Annotated in this window: 13 protein-coding genes; 9 read left to right on the top strand and 4 right to left on the bottom strand. The window is 69.8% G+C overall.

The genetic code is table 11. The features are described 5' to 3' along the window. Positions 1-43: 43 nt before the first annotated feature. A complete protein-coding gene (gene soxR, locus C0012_RS05665; RefSeq protein ID WP_110590104.1) occupies positions 44-520 on the top strand; it encodes a redox-sensitive transcriptional activator SoxR in 477 nt (158 codons plus the stop codon). A gap of 245 nt (positions 521-765) precedes the next feature. Here soxR and hemL read toward each other — a convergent pair whose 3' ends face one another. The 3 genes from hemL to C0012_RS05680 all read right to left on the bottom strand — a co-directional run bounded on the left by hemL (position 766) and on the right by C0012_RS05680 (position 5,273). Continuing rightward, positions 766-2,088: a glutamate-1-semialdehyde 2,1-aminomutase gene (gene hemL / locus C0012_RS05670; protein ID WP_110590105.1), complete on the bottom strand. Its 1,323-nt coding sequence runs from the start codon at positions 2,086-2,088 to the stop codon at positions 766-768. 175 nt (positions 2,089-2,263) lie between these two features. Further along, positions 2,264-3,982, bottom strand: a complete 1,719-nt coding sequence (locus C0012_RS05675) for a formate--tetrahydrofolate ligase (RefSeq protein ID WP_198411065.1) — start codon at positions 3,980-3,982, stop codon at positions 2,264-2,266. Positions 3,983-4,049: 67 nt separating this feature from the next. Beyond that, complete coding sequence (locus C0012_RS05680; protein ID WP_110590106.1) at positions 4,050-5,273, bottom strand: glycine cleavage T C-terminal barrel domain-containing protein; 1,224 nt, start codon at positions 5,271-5,273, stop codon at positions 4,050-4,052. Between the two features lie 304 nt (positions 5,274-5,577). Here C0012_RS05680 and C0012_RS05685 point away from each other — a divergent pair, with 304 nt between their 5' ends. The 8 genes from C0012_RS05685 (at position 5,578) to C0012_RS05720 (ending at position 14,968) form a co-directional block, all read left to right on the top strand. Further along, the gene (locus tag C0012_RS05685) at positions 5,578-6,957 is read left to right on the top strand and encodes an L-serine ammonia-lyase (protein WP_110590107.1); all 1,380 of its coding nucleotides are present in this window, start codon (positions 5,578-5,580) and stop codon (positions 6,955-6,957) included. A 68-nt stretch (positions 6,958-7,025) separates the two neighbouring features. After that, positions 7,026-8,357 (top strand): serine hydroxymethyltransferase, encoded by a 1,332-nt coding sequence (gene glyA / locus C0012_RS05690; RefSeq protein ID WP_110590108.1) that lies wholly within the window; start codon positions 7,026-7,028, stop codon positions 8,355-8,357. Next, the gene (locus C0012_RS05695; protein ID WP_110590109.1) at positions 8,357-9,577 is read left to right on the top strand and encodes a sarcosine oxidase subunit beta family protein; all 1,221 of its coding nucleotides are present in this window, start codon (positions 8,357-8,359) and stop codon (positions 9,575-9,577) included. Before glyA ends, C0012_RS05695 begins: the two co-directional genes overlap by 1 nt. A gap of 22 nt (positions 9,578-9,599) precedes the next feature. Beyond that, a complete protein-coding gene (locus tag C0012_RS05700; RefSeq protein WP_110590110.1) occupies positions 9,600-9,899 on the top strand; it encodes a sarcosine oxidase subunit delta in 300 nt (99 codons plus the stop codon). Further along, positions 9,896-12,796 carry a sarcosine oxidase subunit alpha family protein gene (locus C0012_RS05705; protein WP_110590111.1) on the top strand — a complete coding sequence of 967 codons (2,901 nt, stop codon included), beginning with the start codon at positions 9,896-9,898 and terminating at the stop codon, positions 12,794-12,796. Before C0012_RS05700 ends, C0012_RS05705 begins: the two co-directional genes overlap by 4 nt. Continuing rightward, the gene (locus tag C0012_RS05710) at positions 12,789-13,403 is read left to right on the top strand and encodes a sarcosine oxidase subunit gamma (protein ID WP_110590112.1); all 615 of its coding nucleotides are present in this window, start codon (positions 12,789-12,791) and stop codon (positions 13,401-13,403) included. Before C0012_RS05705 ends, C0012_RS05710 begins: the two co-directional genes overlap by 8 nt. Then, complete coding sequence (purU, locus tag C0012_RS05715; RefSeq protein ID WP_110590113.1) at positions 13,400-14,266, top strand: formyltetrahydrofolate deformylase; 867 nt, start codon at positions 13,400-13,402, stop codon at positions 14,264-14,266. Before C0012_RS05710 ends, purU begins: the two co-directional genes overlap by 4 nt. Before the next feature lie 30 nt (positions 14,267-14,296). Next, positions 14,297-14,968: a GntR family transcriptional regulator gene (locus C0012_RS05720; RefSeq protein ID WP_110590114.1), complete on the top strand. Its 672-nt coding sequence runs from the start codon at positions 14,297-14,299 to the stop codon at positions 14,966-14,968. Positions 14,969-14,995: 27 nt separating this feature from the next. Here the strand turns inward: C0012_RS05720 and C0012_RS05725 are convergent, their stop codons facing one another. Continuing rightward, positions 14,996-15,943 (bottom strand): LysR family transcriptional regulator, encoded by a 948-nt coding sequence (locus C0012_RS05725; protein ID WP_110590115.1) that lies wholly within the window; start codon positions 15,941-15,943, stop codon positions 14,996-14,998. Positions 15,944-16,039 lie beyond the last annotated feature (96 nt).

The following is a 16,039-nucleotide window of genomic DNA, read 5'->3' on the forward strand; positions in this document are numbered from 1 at the left end:
ACTATTGTTGAGGTCAAGCCGACGATGCACCGAGGAGCAGACCATGCCGCAGTTGGGTGGAGACAAGCACCGACAGCTCACGATCGGAGAGCTCTCCCGCCGGAGCGGCGTCGCGTCATCGGCGCTGCACTTCTATGAGCGCAACGGTCTGATTCGTGCGGACCGCACCCACGGGAATCAGCGGCGATACGGCCGAGACACGCTGCGCCGCGTCGCCTTTATCCGCGTGTCGCAACGAGTCGGCATCCCCTTGAAGGACATCCGAGCCGCGCTCGAATCATTACCGAAGGGACGCACACCGACCAAGCAGGACTGGGCGCGCCTCTCGCAGCGCTGGCGGGATGATCTCGACGCGCGCATCCGGCAGCTCGAGCATCTTCGCGGGGACCTCGACGGCTGCATCGGATGCGGGTGTCTGAGCTTGAGCTCCTGCACACTCCAGAACCCCGCGGACACGCTGGGGAGCAAGGGCACCGGTCCGATCCGCTGGCTCGACAAGGGTGCGGCGGCAACCGAGTGAACCGCACGGGTTCAGGCCTGGTTCCTTCACACCGAGGCGAGATCCGAGTGGTCGGATGGTTCCCGGCCGCTGATGCCAACGTACTTGCCGTTTCGGCGACACGCCTCGATCGCCACTGACAGCAGCGTCAGGACGGCGGGGGGCACGCCCGCCGAACGTCTCCGCCGGGATGCCCGTACTGTCGGGCACGAAGCGCGCGAGACGCACGCCGAGGACGGCATGCGGTGGAGTCGAGTCGTGCGCCGCTACGCCGTCGCGGCGGCCGCGGCGCGCGCCGCTGCGGGAAGCGCCTCTTCGATCGCGGAGAGCGCCGCGTCATCGTGCGCGGCCATGACGAACCACGCCTCGAACACGCTCGGCGGCAGGTGCACGCCGCCGTCGAGCATCGCGTGGAAGAAGGGACCGAAACGGAACGCCTCCTGCGTCTTCGCGGTCGCGTAGTCGCGGGGCTTGTCACCGAGGAACGCGAAGCCGAAGAGCGTGCCGACGCGCGAGATCGCGTGCGCGACGCCCTCCGCGGCGAGCGCCTCGCCCAGGGCGGACGTGATCCGGTCGGCCGACGCATTCAGCCGCGCGTAGACCTCGGGCGTCGCGCGCTCCAGGGTCGCGATGCCGGCGGCGACTGAGAGCGGGTTCCCCGAGAGGGTGCCAGCCTGGTAGACGGGGCCGGTCGGCGCCAGGTGCTCCATGACGGCTTTCTTCCCGCCGAGCGCCGCGAGCGGCATGCCCCCACCGACGACCTTGCCGAAGGTGAAGATGTCGGGCTCGTATGCGTGCCCCGCCTCGACCTGGCGGCCCCACTCGCCCGCGGGGTGCACACGGAAGCCGGTGAGGACCTCGTCGACGATCAGCAGGGATCCGGCGCCGTGGGCGATGTCGGCGAGCGCCGCGTTGAAGCCCTCCGGCGGCTCGACGACGCCCATATTGGCCGGCGCGGCCTCGACGATGATGGCGGCGATGCGGTCGCCGTGGGCGGCGAAGACCTCGCGCACGGCGTCGAGGTCGCCGTAGGGCACAACCAGGGTCTCGGCGGCGACCCCCGCGGGGACGCCCGCCGTGCCGGGCAGGGCGAGCGTCGCGACGCCGGATCCGGCCGCCGCGAGCAGCCCGTCGGAGTGACCGTGGTAGTTGCCGTCGAACTTCACGAGCAGGTCGCGGCCCGTGACGCCGCGGGCGAGACGGATCGCGGTCATCGTCGCCTCGGTGCCGGTCGAGACGAGGCGCACCTCGTCGACGGGCTTCAGCCCGCCCGCCTGCACGCGCTCCGTGATGAGGTCGGCGAGACGTACCTCCGCCTCGGTCGGCGCGCCGAACGAGAGGCCCTTCGCCGCCGCCTCCTGCACGGCCTGGACGACCTCGGGATGCGCGTGACCGAGCAACGCGGGGCCCCACGTAGCGACGAGATCGACGTACTCGCGGCCGTTCGCGTCGGTGACGTACGCACCGCGCGAGCTCTCGAGGAAGCGCGGCGTCCCACCGACGGACCCGTATGCGCGGACGGGCGAGTTCACCCCGCCGGGGATCACGTCGCGGGCATGGGCGAACAGCACGTCGTTGCGATCGGTCATGCGTCCATTGTCTCGCGGGATGGCTGGGACGCGCGTCGGCGTGCGCTTCTGAGGAGATGTGCGCTCCTGAGGATCCTGCGCCCTGGATCCGTCCTCATCGCCGCGTATCTCCTCAGGAGTGCACGGATCCCTACGCCAGTCGCGCGCACACGCGCCCACGAACGCGCGACCGCCCTCAATACAGCCCGACCGTGTTCCCGTCTTCGTCGATGTCGATCTGCTCGGCGGCGGGGGTCGAGCCGAGGCCCGGCATCGTCTGCATGGTGCCGCAGATCAGGTAGACGAAGCCGGCGCCCGCCGACAGGCGCACCTCCCGGACGGGGAGGCGCCATCCGGTCGGCGCGCCGCGGAGAGTGGGATCCGCCGACAGCGAGAGATGGGTCTTCGCGATGCAGACCGGCAGGCGCCCGTAGCCCTGCTCTTCGAACGCGGCGAGGTCCTTCGCCGCCTGCGGACTGATGTCGACGCCGTCGGCTCCGTACACCTCGGTCGCGATCGCCTCGACCTTCGCGGTGAGCGAGATGTTCTCGGGATACAGGAAGCCGAACGCGTTCGGCTCGTCCGTCGCCTCCTCGACGAGACGCGCGAGATCAGCCGCCCCGGATCCGCCGTCGGCGACGTGCGTCGAGACGGCCGCCTTCGCGCCCTCTTCGCGGGCGACGCGCAGGATCGCGTCGTGCTCGCTCGAGAAGTCGGTGTCGAAGGCGTTGATCGCCACGACGACCGGGACGCCGTGGCGCCTCACGATGCCGATGTGACGCCGCAGATTGTCCGCGCCCGCGAGGACGTCGTCGGGGCTCTCGGCGAGCATCTCGTCGGGCAGCGGGCGCCCGGCGACGACGCGGTGCCGTCCTGAGTGCGCCTTGAGCGCGCGCACCGTCGTGACGATGACGGCAGCATCGGGCGTCATCCCCGATACCCGACACTTGATGTTGAAGAATCGCTCGGCACCCATGTCCGACGCGAAGCCTGCCTCCGTCACGAGGAACTCGCCGCAGCGGCTGCCGATGAGATCGGCGACGACCGACGAGTTTCCCGTCGCGATGTTGCCGAACGGGCCGCAGTGCACGAGGGCGGGCGTGTGCTCGATCGTCTGCAGGAGGTTGGGGCGCAGCGCCTGCTTCAACAGCACCGTCATGGCTCCCGCTCCGCGCACGTCCTCGGCCGTGACGGGATCCCCGTCGCCGGTCCAGCCGACGACGATCCGCCCCATCCGCTCGCGCAGATCCTTCAGCGACGTCGACAGCGACAGCGCCGCCATCACCTCCGATGCCGCCGTGATGTCGAAGCCGGTCTCGCGCACGGGTCCGTTCGCGGATCCGCCGAGCCCCGTCACGACCGAGCGCAGCGAGCGATCGTCGATGTCGACGACGCGCCGCCACGTCGTGCGCGCGGGGTCGAGGCCCGACGGCGCCCCGCGCAGCAGGTGATTGTCGACCTGCGCCGCGAGCTGGTTGTGCGCCGCGCTCACCGCGTGGATGTCGCCCGTGAGGTGCAGATTGAGGCGCTCCATCGGCACCACCTGGCTCTGTCCCGCCCCGGCGCCGCCGCCCTTGATCCCGAGGGTCGGGCCGAGCGAAGGCTGCCGCACCGCGATGACAGCGCGGCGGCCGATGTGCTGCAACCCCTGGCCGAGACCGACCGTCGTCGTGGTCTTCCCCTCCCCGAGCGGGGTCGGAGTGACGGCCGTCACGAGGACGTACTTGGCGCGCGGCCGGTCTGCGAGCGCGTCGATGGCGGCGAGGTCGAGCTTCGCAACGCCGTCGCCGTATGGTTCAACGAACTCCTCCGGGAGGCCCATCGCCTCCGCGATCTCTCCGATCGGGCGCAGCTCGGCGCGCGCCGCGATCCCCAGGCTGTCCAGCCGGCGACGGGGGCGATGGTCGTCACTCACGTGTGCTCCTCCTTCGGGCGCGCGTCGAGCCCTGCGGTCACGAACCCGCGCCCCGCCGCCGGAGGCATCAGATGCCCGCCCGCACGTCGGACGCGTCGTCGCCGTTCACCTTCGGGCGCAGCGACTGCTTCGGGCGTTCCTTCGTCGGATCGATGAAGGGCTTCGGCACGACCCGCGCCGGGACGATCCCGCTCGGTGTCGCGACCTGCACGGCGGTGCCGACCTCGCCGAGCGCGACCGGCATCATCGCGAGCCCGATATTGCGCTCGAGCCGAGGCGAGAAGCAGGCCGATGTCACCGCTCCGACGGGCATCTCGCCGTCGAGCACCGTGAACTCCTCAATCATGGATCCGTCGTTGAACGTGCCGAGCGGCTCCCCGCCGATCTCGAGGCCGACCATGCGCCGGCTGACGCCCTCCTGCTTGATGCGCCGCAGCGCGTCCTTGCCGATGAAGTCGGACTCCTGGTCGACGTCGACCATCCAGTCGTACCCCATGCCGACCTCGAACGGATTCGTGTCGAGGGTGATGTCGCAGCCGTACGAGAGGATCCCCGCTTCGATTCGGCGCATGTGGCACGGCCCGATGACCTTCAGACCGAAGGGACGCCCCGCCTCCCAGATCTTGTTCCACAGGCGCACCGCGTCTCGGCTGGCGTCGTGGACGTAGATCTCGAATCCGAGTTCGGCCGTGTATCCCGTTCGCGAGACGACGACGCGCATGTCGTCGATCTCGTACTCGCGCAGCCAGTAGTAGCCCACGTCGAGCACATCTGCGCCGAAGAGCTCGCTCATCAGGGCGCCGGCGAGCGGCCCCTGCACCTGCACGGGCCCCACATCGGCCTCGCGGATCGTGACGTCGAGGCCCGAGTTCCGGGCGACGCCCTTCGCCCACAGCAGCACGTCGCTGTCGGCGAGCGACAACCAGAAGTGGTTCTCGCCCAGCCGCAGCAGCACGGGGTCGTTGATGATCCCGCCGTCCTCGGCCGTGAGGAAGACGTACTTGCACTGGCCGACCGCGCACTTCGACAGATCGCGCGGCACGAGCATGTTCGTGAAGGTGAACGCGTCGGGGCCCGTGATCTCGATCTGTCGCTCGACGCCGACGTCCCAGAGAGTGACGCCGTTCAGGAGCGCCCAGTACTCGGCCACGGGATCGCCGTAGTGACGGGGGTGGTACGTGTGGTTGTAGACGCTGTACATCGCCACGCCGTGCTGCCTGGAGGCATGGAAGAAGGGCGACTTCCGAAGTCGCGGGTAGAGGAGGATCCGAGGATCCGGGTTCACAGACATGAGGACCTCCGTTGTCCGACACATCCACTCATTCCGGTGTATCACCGGGGATTTTTGCACGCAAGAGGTACGCTTCATCTCTTCGTGCGGCGCCCGATCCGGGCTTTCGCCCATCGCCACCGTCTGCTCTGACGGCGGCCGACGTGCTTCGATGCGGGCGACTGTACTCCTGCGACAGCGTCGAACGGAAGAGGTCACCCTCGGAGGGTCCCGATGGCTGGAGCGATCTCTTGACATCGCCGCGATCGACCTCCTACGCTCGCCGTGATGTATCAGTTGTCGATCTAGTGGAAGGAGCGTCGGCATGGCCGTGAGCGTGCTCGACCTGTTCTCGATCGGCGTAGGCCCCTCGTCGTCCCACACTGTGGGACCGATGCGCGCGGCACGACGCTTCACCGCCGAGCTCGAGGCGTCCGGCACGCTCTCGCGCATCGCGCGCGTCAAGGCCGAGCTGTTCGGCTCGCTGGGGGCCACCGGGATCGGGCACGGATCGGACACCGCCGTCATCATCGGGCTCGCGGGGTTCGACCCCGAGTCCGTCCACCCGGAGTCCGTGGCACACACGGCCGGCGACGCCGTCGAATCGCATCGCCTCCCGCTGGCCGGGACACACGAGATCGCCTTCGACCGCGCGCGCGACGTGGTGTTCCACCGCCGCCGGTCTCTCCCCGGCCACCCCAACGGCATGCGCCTGACCGCGTTCGACGCCGGCGGCGACCGCCTCGTCGAGCGCGAGTACTACTCCGTCGGCGGCGGCTTCGTCGTCGCGCCGGACCAGCTCGATGCACCGCTGGCCGCCCCCACCATCCCCGAACCGCACCCCTTCGCGGACACTCGGGAGCTGCTCGACCGGTGCCGCGACTCCGGGCTGTCGATCGCCGAGGTCATGCACGCGAACGAGATGACCCAACACGACGGCGACGCGTTCCGCGCGCAACTGCTCGAGATCTGGTCGGTGATGCAGGAATGCGTCGACAACGGCTGCCGGAGAACCGAGACGCTGCTTCCCGGCGGGCTGAAGGTCCGCCGGCGGGCCCCCCGGCTGCACGCCCACCTGCTGGAGCGAGACGAGACCGAGACGAACGACCCCATGGCCGCAATGGAGTGGGTCAGCCTCTACGCGCTCGCCGTGAACGAGGAGAACGCCTCGGGAGGCCGCGTCGTGACGGCGCCGACGAATGGAGCGGCGGGCATCATCCCCGCGGTCCTGCACTACTTCGCGCGATTCGTCCCGGGCGCGGACGAGGACGGGATCATCGACTTCCTGCTGACGGCGGGAGCGATCGGGACTCTGCTCAAGCGCAACGCCTCGATCTCGGGAGCCGAGGTGGGCTGCCAGGGCGAGGTCGGCTCAGCCTGCGCCATGGCCGCCGCAGGCCTCTGCGCCGCACTCGGCGGCACGCCCGAGCAGGTCGAGAACGCCGCCGAGATCGGGCTCGAGCACAACCTGGGGCTGACCTGCGACCCGATCGGCGGGCTCGTCCAGGTGCCCTGCATCGAGCGCAACGCCGTCGCCTCCGTGAAGGCGATCAACGCCGCGCGGCTCGCCCTCGCCGGCGACGGCGCGCACCGCGTGAGCCTCGACCAGGCGATCGCGACGATGCGCGAGGTCGGAGCCGCGATGAAGACCAAGTACAAGGAGACTTCGCGCGGTGGCCTGGCCGTCAACGCGGTGGAGTGCTGATTGCCGCGCGTTCCGCACCTTCCGATCCACCAGACACACTCGCCATCGATCCACATCGGGGAGCACCCATGCCACTCACCTCAACGCCCTCCACGGCCGCACCCGACGACCTCACGGCCTCTCTCGCCGAGGTCGACCCAGAAGTCGCCCGGAACATCGACGCCGAGCTGCACCGACAGCGGTACGGCCTCGAGATGATCGCCTCGGAGAACCACACCTCCTCGGCGGTCATGCAGGCGCAGGGATCCGTGTTGACCAACAAGTACGCCGAGGGCTACCCCGGGCGACGCTACTACGGCGGCTGCGAGCACGTCGACGCCGTCGAGCAGCTCGCGATCGATCGACTGAAGAGCCTGTTCGACGCGCAGTTCGCGAACGTGCAGCCGCATTCAGGTGCGCAGGCCAACGCCGCCGTCATGCATGCGCTCCTCTCCCCGGGCGACACCATCCTCGGCCTGGATCTGGCCCACGGTGGCCATCTCACACACGGGATGCGCCTCAACTTCTCGGGGAAGCTCTACGACGTCGCCGCCTACGGGGTCGACGAGCACACCCACTGCATCGACATGGACGCGGTCGAGCGGCTCGCGCGGGAGCGCCGCCCCCAGCTCATCATCGCGGGCTGGTCTGCCTACCCGCGCCATCTCGACTTCGCTCGCTTCCGCCGGATCGCCGACTCGGTCGGCGCCTCCCTGATGGTCGACATGGCGCACTTCGCCGGTCTCGTCGCCGCGGATCTGCACCCCTCCCCCGTCCCGCACGCGCACGTGACCACCTCGACGACGCACAAGACGCTCGGCGGCCCGCGCGGCGGCATCATCCTCACGAACGACGCCGACATCGCGAAGCGTCTCAACTCGGCTGTCTTCCCCGGGCAGCAGGGCGGCCCGCTCGAGCACGTCATCGCCGCGAAGGCCGTCGCGTTCCGGGCCGCCGCTTCGCCGGGATTCGCCGACCGGCAGCGGCGCACGCTCGCCGGAGCGCGGATCCTCGCCGACCGCCTCTCGCGCCCCGACGTCGCCTCGCGCGGCATCAGCCTCGTCACGGACGGCACCGACGTCCACCTCGTCCTCGTCGACCTCCGCGACTCGGCCCTCGACGGAAGGACGGGCGAGGACCTCCTTGCGAGGATCGACATCACGGTCAACCGCAACGCGGTCCCGTTCGATCCACGGCCGCCGATGGTCAGCTCCGGGCTGCGCATCGGGACTCCCGCGCTCGCGACGCGCGGCTTCGACGAGGAGAGCTTCGAGGAGGTCGCGGACATCGTCGCGGAGGCGCTCATCGTCGGCGCCGACGGTGCAGACGCCGACGCGATCGAGCACCTGCGCGGTCGCGTCGGCGCGGTCGCGTCGGCGCATCCCCTCTACCCGCAGCTCACCGAGAGGATCGGGCTCTGATGGTCGCCGACGCGCTCCCCGAACACCCGGACTTCCTCTGGCGCGACCCCGACCCGAAGCCGTCGTACGACGTCGTGATCGTCGGCGGCGGCGGTCACGGGCTCGCCACCGCGTACTATCTCGCGAGCGAGTACGGCATCACGAACGTCGCCGTGCTCGAACGCTCCTGGCTCGCGGGCGGCAACATGGCCCGAAACACGACGATCATCCGCTCGAACTACCTGTGGGACGAGAGCGCCGCGATGTACGAGACGTCGCTGAAGCTCTGGGAGCAGCTCCCCGACGAGCTGGAGTACGACTTCCTGTTCTCGCAGCGCGGCGTGCTGAACCTCGCCCATACGCTCGGCGATGTGCGGGAGTCCGTGCGGCGCGTCGAGGCGAACAAGCTGAACGGTGTCGACGCCGAGTGGCTGACCCCGGAGCAGGTGAAAGAGGTCTGCCCGATCGTGAACATCGGCGACGACGTCCGCTACCCCGTCATGGGGGCGACGTTCCAGCCGCGCGCGGGGATCGCCAAGCACGATCACGTCGCGTGGGCGCTGGCGCGGAAGGCCGACGCGCTCGGCGTCGACATCATCCAGAATTGCGAGGTGACGGGCTTCCGCAAGGTCGGGAACCGCATCGTCGGCGTGGAGACCATCCGCGGCAGCATCGGCGCCGGGAAGGTCGCGCTCGCCGTGGCGGGCCACTCGTCGCAGCTCGCGAAGCTCGCCGGCTTCGACCTGCCCATCCAGTCGCACCCATTGCAGGCCCTCGTCTCCGAGCTGTTCGAACCGGTGCATCCGACCGTCGTGATGTCGAACCACGTGCACGTCTACGTCTCACAGGCACACAAGGGCGAGCTCGTGATGGGCGCGGGCATCGACCAGTACAACGGCTACGGCCAACGCGGGGCACTGCACGTGATCGAAGAGCAGATGTCTGCGGCCGTCGAACTGTTCCCGATCTTCGCCCGAGCACACGTGCTGCGCACGTGGGCGGGCATCGTCGACACGACATTCGACGCCTCGCCGATCGTCTCCAAGACGCCGCTCGATCAGCTCTACGTCAACTGCGGCTGGGGCACCGGCGGCTTCAAGGGCACGCCGGCCGCCGGTCTGAGCTTCGCCCATACGATCGCGCACGACGATCCCCACCCCTTGGCCCGCCCGTTCGCGCTCGAGCGCTTCGAGACCGGGCATCTCATCGACGAGCACGGCGCGGCGGCCGTCGCTCATTGACATCACGACGAGGAACGCGCACATGATGCTCATCGACTGCCCGAACTGCGGGCCCCGCGACGAGACCGAGTTCGCCTACGGCGGGCAGGCCCACGTCTCCTACCCGGACGACCCCTCCTCCCTGAGCGACGCCGAATGGGCCCGATATCTGTTCTATCGCGAGAACCCGAAGGGGCTCTTCGCCGAGCGCTGGGTCCATTTCGCGGGCTGCCGTAAGTGGTTCAACGCCATCCGCGACACGGTGGACTACGAGTTCCGCGCCGTGTACGGAATCGGCCAGGCACCGCCCGAGATCGCCCGCACCCCGGGAGGCACCCGATGACCGCCCCGCAGCTCCGGCGCCTCACGGAGCCGCCTCGCGCGCGTCTCGACTTCACCCAGACGCGGCCCTTCACCCTCGACGGCGCCACCCTCACCGGCGTCGCCGGCGACACCGTCGCGAGCGCGATGCTCGCGAACGGGCGCACGCGCGTCGGAGACTCGCTCTACCTGGGTCGCCCGCGCGGGATCTTCGCCGCCGGCGTCGAGGAGCCGAACGCGCTCCTGTCCGTCGGGAGGCGTCGCTCCGGCGAGGCGGCGGAGTCGATGCTGCCGGCGACGACCGTCGAGCTCGTCGAGGGCCTGGACTTGCGCCTGCTGTCGGGCCTCGGCCAGCTCGATGATCAGGCCGACGGCGCCTCCTACGACCACAAGCACGTGCACACCGACGTGCTCGTCGTCGGTGCGGGACCGGCGGGCCTGGCCGCGGCCCGAGAGGCCTCCCGCTCGGGAGCGCGAGTGATGCTCGTCGACGAGCGGCCCGTGGCCGGCGGCACACTGCTGTCCGAGACCCGGGCCGCGATCGACGGCCTGCCGGCACACGAGTGGGTCGATCAGGTCGTGAACGAGCTGGACCGGGCCGAGGAGACCGCCTACCTCCCGCGCACCACAGCAATCGGCAGCTACGACGCGAACTACCTCGTCGCGGTCGAGCGCAGGACCGACCACCTGCGCGAGGTCAGTGAAGGCCTCTCCCGCGAGCGGGTCTGGCACATCCGGGCGTCGCGCGTCGTGCTGGCGACCGGCGCCCATGAGCGGCAGATCGTCTTCGAGAACAACGACCGCCCAGGCATCATGCTCGCGGGCGCGGTGCGCACCTACCTGAACCAGTACGGTGTGCGCATCGGCGATCGCGCCGTTGTCACCACGACCGGCGACTCGGCGTACGACCTCGTCGAAGACCTCCTCGACATCGGCGCGGAGGTCGCGGCGGTCGTGGATGCGCGACCGGATCCGGGACCGCGCGCCGTCGTCGTCGAGTCGCGCGGTGTCGAGGTCCTCCGCGGATCCGTCGTCGCTGACACGGAAGCGGGCGACGACGGCGCACTGAGCGCCGTGACCGTCTCGGGGCTGGGCGAGGACGGCTCGCTCGTCGGCGAGGCGAGGACCCTCGCGGCAGACCTCCTCGCGGTCTCCGGCGGATGGACGCCGGTCATCCACCTGCACTCGCAGCGCCAGCGCCAGCTGGGGTGGGACGACGAACTCTCGGGCTTCGTCCCGGCGCGCCCCGTGCAGGGCCAGCAGACCGCCGGCGCTCTGAACGGACGCCTCGACCTGCGCACGGCTCTCGCCGAGGGGGCGACGGCCGGCGCCGAGGCCGCAGGATCCACGGGCTTCCCGCGGAGCGCGGAGATCCCCACCGCGGAGGAGGTGACCATCCGGCCCCCGCGCACGGTGTGGCTCGTGCCGTCTCTCCACGGCGACGAGGCCGAGGCCTACCGGCGGCACTTCGTCGACCTGCAGCGCGACCAGACGGTTGCGGACGTGCTGCGGTCGATAGGAGCCGGCATGCGATCGGTGGAGCACGTCAAGCGCTACACCTCGATCTCGACGGCGAACGATCAGGGCAAGACCAGCAGCCTCCCGCTGATCGGCGTCATGGCGCACGCGCTCGGCGAGAAGAACCCGCAGGGGATCGGGACCACGGCGTATCGCGCGCCGTACACCCCCATGTCGTTCGCCGCGCTCGCGGGCCGCCGCCGTGGCCAGCTCTTCGATCCGGCGCGCGTGACGTCGATCCATCCCTGGCACGTGCGCCACGGCGCGGAGTTCGAGGACGTCGGCCAGTGGAAGCGCCCGTGGTACTACCCGCAGGCGGGCGAGGACATGGATCAGGCGGTGCTGCGCGAATGCGCGGCGGTGCGCGGATCCGTCGGGTTCATGGACGCGACGACGCTCGGGAAGATCGAGATCCGCGGGGCGGATGCCGGCGAGTTCCTGAACCGCATCTACACGAACGCCTTCAAGAAGCTCGCCCCGGGCAGGGCGCGCTACGGCGTGATGTGCGGCGCCGACGGGATGATCTTCGACGACGGCGTCACGCTGCGTCTCGACGAGTACCGCTACCTGATGACCACCACGACGGGCGGTGCCGCGAAGGTGCTCGACTGGCTCGAGGAGTGGCTGCAGACGGAGTGGCCGGAGCTCGACGCGACCTGCACCTCCGTCACCGAGCAGTACGCCACGATCGCCGTGGTCGGGCCGCGCTCGCGCGAAGTCCTCGCGCGCATCGCCCCCCACCTCGACGTGTCGAACGACGCCTTCGAGTTCATGTCGTTCCGCGAGACCGTGCTGGCATCAGGGATCCCGGCACGGGTCTGCCGGATCTCGTTCTCCGGCGAGCTGGCGTTCGAGATCAACGTCGCCACCTGGTACGGCATGCGCGCCTGGGAGGACGTCGCGGCGGCCGGCGAGGAGTTCGGCATCACGCCATACGGCACAGAGACCATGCACGTCCTGCGCGCGGAGAAGGGGTTCATCATCGTCGGTCAGGACACCGACGGCACGGTGACCCCGCAGGACGCCGGGATGGACTGGGTCGTCTCGACGGCGAAGGACTTCATCGGCAAGCGCTCCTTCTCCCGCGCGGACAACGTGCGAGGCGGTCGCAAGCACCTGGTGTCCGTGCTCCCCGTCGACACCTCGCTGCGCCTTCCGGAGGGCACGCAGCTGATCGCGACCGGCACCGACACCTCATCGGTTCCGGTGCCGATGGAGGGATGGGTGACGTCGTCGTACCGCTCGGCCGCGCTCGGGCGCACCTTCGGCCTGGCCTTGATCAAAGACGGACGGGATCGGATCGGCGAGACGCTCCGCGCCCTCGTCGACGGCAGGCTCGTCGATGTCCTCGTCTCCCCCACCGTGCTGTTCGACCCGGAAGGAAGCCGCCGAGATGGCTGATGCACTCACGGCGGGGCCGCGCGAGCTGCGCCGCTCCCCCCTTGGTCACCTCTCCGCCGAGATGGAGGCGGCCTCCGCGCCCGGGATCCGCCTGCGAGAGGTGGCGTTCACCACGCAGATCGGCGTCAGGGCGGAGCCGGGATCGGCCGCGCATCGCGCGATCGCGGAGGCGACGGGCGTCGACCTGCCCGTCGGCGCCGGCGACGTCGCCGGCGACGCGAGCCGCACGGCCGTGCTCTGGCTCGCGCCCGACGAGTTCCTCGTCATCACTGATCCCGACCGTCACGACCTGCTCGTGGGCCTACGGGACGCGCTCGACGATGCGCCGGGGCAGGTGGTCGACCTCTCGGCCAATCGCACGATCCTCGAGGTCGCCGGCCCCTGCGCACGCGACGCCCTCGACAAGGGCGTCCCCGCCGACCTGCACCCCCGCGCGTTCGCCGTGAACACGGCAATCACGACGACGCTCAGCACTGTTCCGGTGCTGGCGTGGCGCACAGCGGACGACACCTACCGGGTGCTGCCGCGCGCATCCTTCGCCGAATATGTCGCGGCGTGGCTGATGGACGCGGCACGCGAGTACCACGCGCAGGAGGCGGCATCATGACGACGGGTTCCGGAGAGATCATCCTCACGCTCGACTGCCCCGAGGATCTCGGGATCGTGCACGCTGTCAGCGGCACGCTGCTCGATCACGAGTACAACATCATCGAGCAATCCCAGTACGACGACCGTGTCGCCGAACGATTCTTCTTGCGCATTCAGGCCGCCCCGGCCCGGGGCAGCACTCCCGACCTGGAAGCGCTGCGCGAGCAGTTCGGCGGAGTCGCGGAGCGTTTCGGGATGCGGTGGCGGATCGAGGCGCGCGACGTGCGCCCGCGCGTGCTCGTCATGGTGTCGAAGTTCGAGCACTGCCTGAACGACCTGCTGTTCCGCACGAAGTCCGGCGATCTGCCGATCGACATCGTCGCGATCGTCTCCAACCACCTCGATCATCAGCGACTGGCCGAGTGGCACGGCATCCCGTTCTTCCACATCCCCGTCACCGAGGCGACGAAGGAGCAGGCCGAGGCCGAACTGCAGGACCTGATCGACCGCCTGTCCGTCGATCTCGTCGTGCTCGCGCGCTATATGCAGGTGCTCAGCGACGCGCTCGCCTCGCGGATGACGGGGCGCGTGATCAACATCCATCACTCGTTCCTCCCGAGCTTCAAGGGCGCGAAGCCGTATCACCAGGCGCACGCCCGCGGCGTCAAGACCGTCGGGGCGACTGCCCACTACGTCGACAGCGAGCTCGACGAGGGCCCGATCATCGCCCAACGTGTGGTCGAGGTCGACCACACCTATGGACCGGACGACCTCGTCGCGGCCGGGCGCGACAACGAGTGCAGGGCCCTCTCGGAGGCGGTCCGCTGGCACGCGGAATGCCGAGTGTTTCTCCACGGCAGCAAGACTGTGGTGCTCCGGTAGCGCACGGGCACCCGACTAGACTGACCGGACATGCCACCCTCGTCGACACCGCGCCCGAGCCTCGCGGATCAGGCCTACGGCATCCTGCTCGACCGCCTCGTGATGCTGGACATCGCACCGGGCGATCCGATCAACGAGACGTCTCTCACGGCCGAGCTGGGCGTGGGACGCACGCCCGTCCGCGAGGCCCTGAAACGCCTCGAAGCCGAGCACCTCGTCCAGTCATTCCCGCGGCGCGGCACGTTCGCCGCGCGGGCTGAGATCAGCGACCTGCGCAGCATCACGGAGATGCGCCTGATCCTCGAACCTGTGGGCACTCGGAAGGCGGCGGAGGACGCCCGCGACGCACAGCGCGAGCAGCTGCGCGCCCTGGCGTCGGACATCGCCGCCCTGCGGACCTCCGAGCCCTCCCTGCGGACTCTGCTCGAGTTCGACCTGGCGACCCATCGGGCCATCTATCGGCTGGTCGAGAACGCGTACATGCGCGAGGTCCTGTTCCGACTGGACAACCAGGCGACGAGGCTCTGGTGGTCGGTGATCGAGGAGGTCCCCTCCGTCGCAAACCACATCGCGGGGCACCACGCCCTCCTCACGGCTGTGGCGGACGGAGATCCGGGCACGGCGGCGGATCTCGCCCAGGCGCACGTCGCGGAGTTCCACGCGCAGGTGCAGGCGGCGCTCCTCCGGGCCGCCGAGCTCTGACGGCGGCTGCCGGTCCCGTCCCGCCGGTCAGCGCGCCTCCGCGCGGGCCTCGTCGTCGAGCCGCGTCGCGAGGATGCCCTGCGAGATCTCGCGCAGGATCCGGATCGATTCGTCCTGGAGCGGCGAGGAGAGACTCCCTGTCCTGACCGCGGCAATGACCTTCCTGCTCAGCCGCTCCGCACCGGTCAACCGCACGCGGCTCACATTCGCGACGCCCTCGAGACTGGCCAGGCGCGGAAGCAGGCCGACGCCGACCCCCGCCCCCACAAGCGAGATCGCCGTCTCCCACTCGATCGCCTCGTGCGAGATCCGCGGAGAGAGGCCCGCGGTCGTGAAGGCCGCCGTGAACAGCGCGTGGTACGGCGATCCGGGCTGATCCGTGATCCAGCGCTCGCCCACCAGCTCCGCGAGCTCGACCGAGTCGCTTCCGGCCACCGGGTGGTCCGAGGGGACCATGACATCGAGGGGATCGTCGAGCAGCGTCATCTTCTCGAATCGCGGATCCTCTTCGAGATGCACCTGACCCTGCATCGAGACGACGACGGCGACATCGATGTGCTCGGCGACGAGGAGGTCGAAGCACCGCGCGGGGCTCGCCTCCCATACGCGCACCTCCAGCTCAGGCCGCGTTCGGTGCAGCCGGCTCGCCAACGGCGCCAGCAGCTGGGACGCGGCCGTCGAGAATCCTCCGATCCCGAAGTGCGTCGGCACGTGGCCACCCGCCGCCAGCGCCGCCGACTTCACCTCCTCCCATGTCGTGATGAGCACGTCCGAGCGGCGGACGAGATCCCTCCCGGTCGCGGTCAGCCGGAGGCCCCGCCCGTCCTTCGCGAGGAGCGTCATCCCGAGCGCCCGCTGGAGCTCGCGCAGCTGCGCGGACACCGCTGATGCCGAGTACCCCATGAGCCGCGCGGTGGCGGCGATCGTGCCACACTGCGCGAACGTCCGGAGGGTGAGGAGGCGCGCATCGATCATGCAATGATCCTGCACGATGACGCACGAAAACTCACGCTTTTCCTGCATCGTGTGTCCTCGTTACGCTTCCCGCAGGACGCAGCGCCACATCGAACG

The organism is Microbacterium suaedae (genome assembly GCF_003254645.1).
Lineage (GTDB): Bacteria > Actinomycetota > Actinomycetes > Actinomycetales > Microbacteriaceae > Microbacterium > Microbacterium suaedae.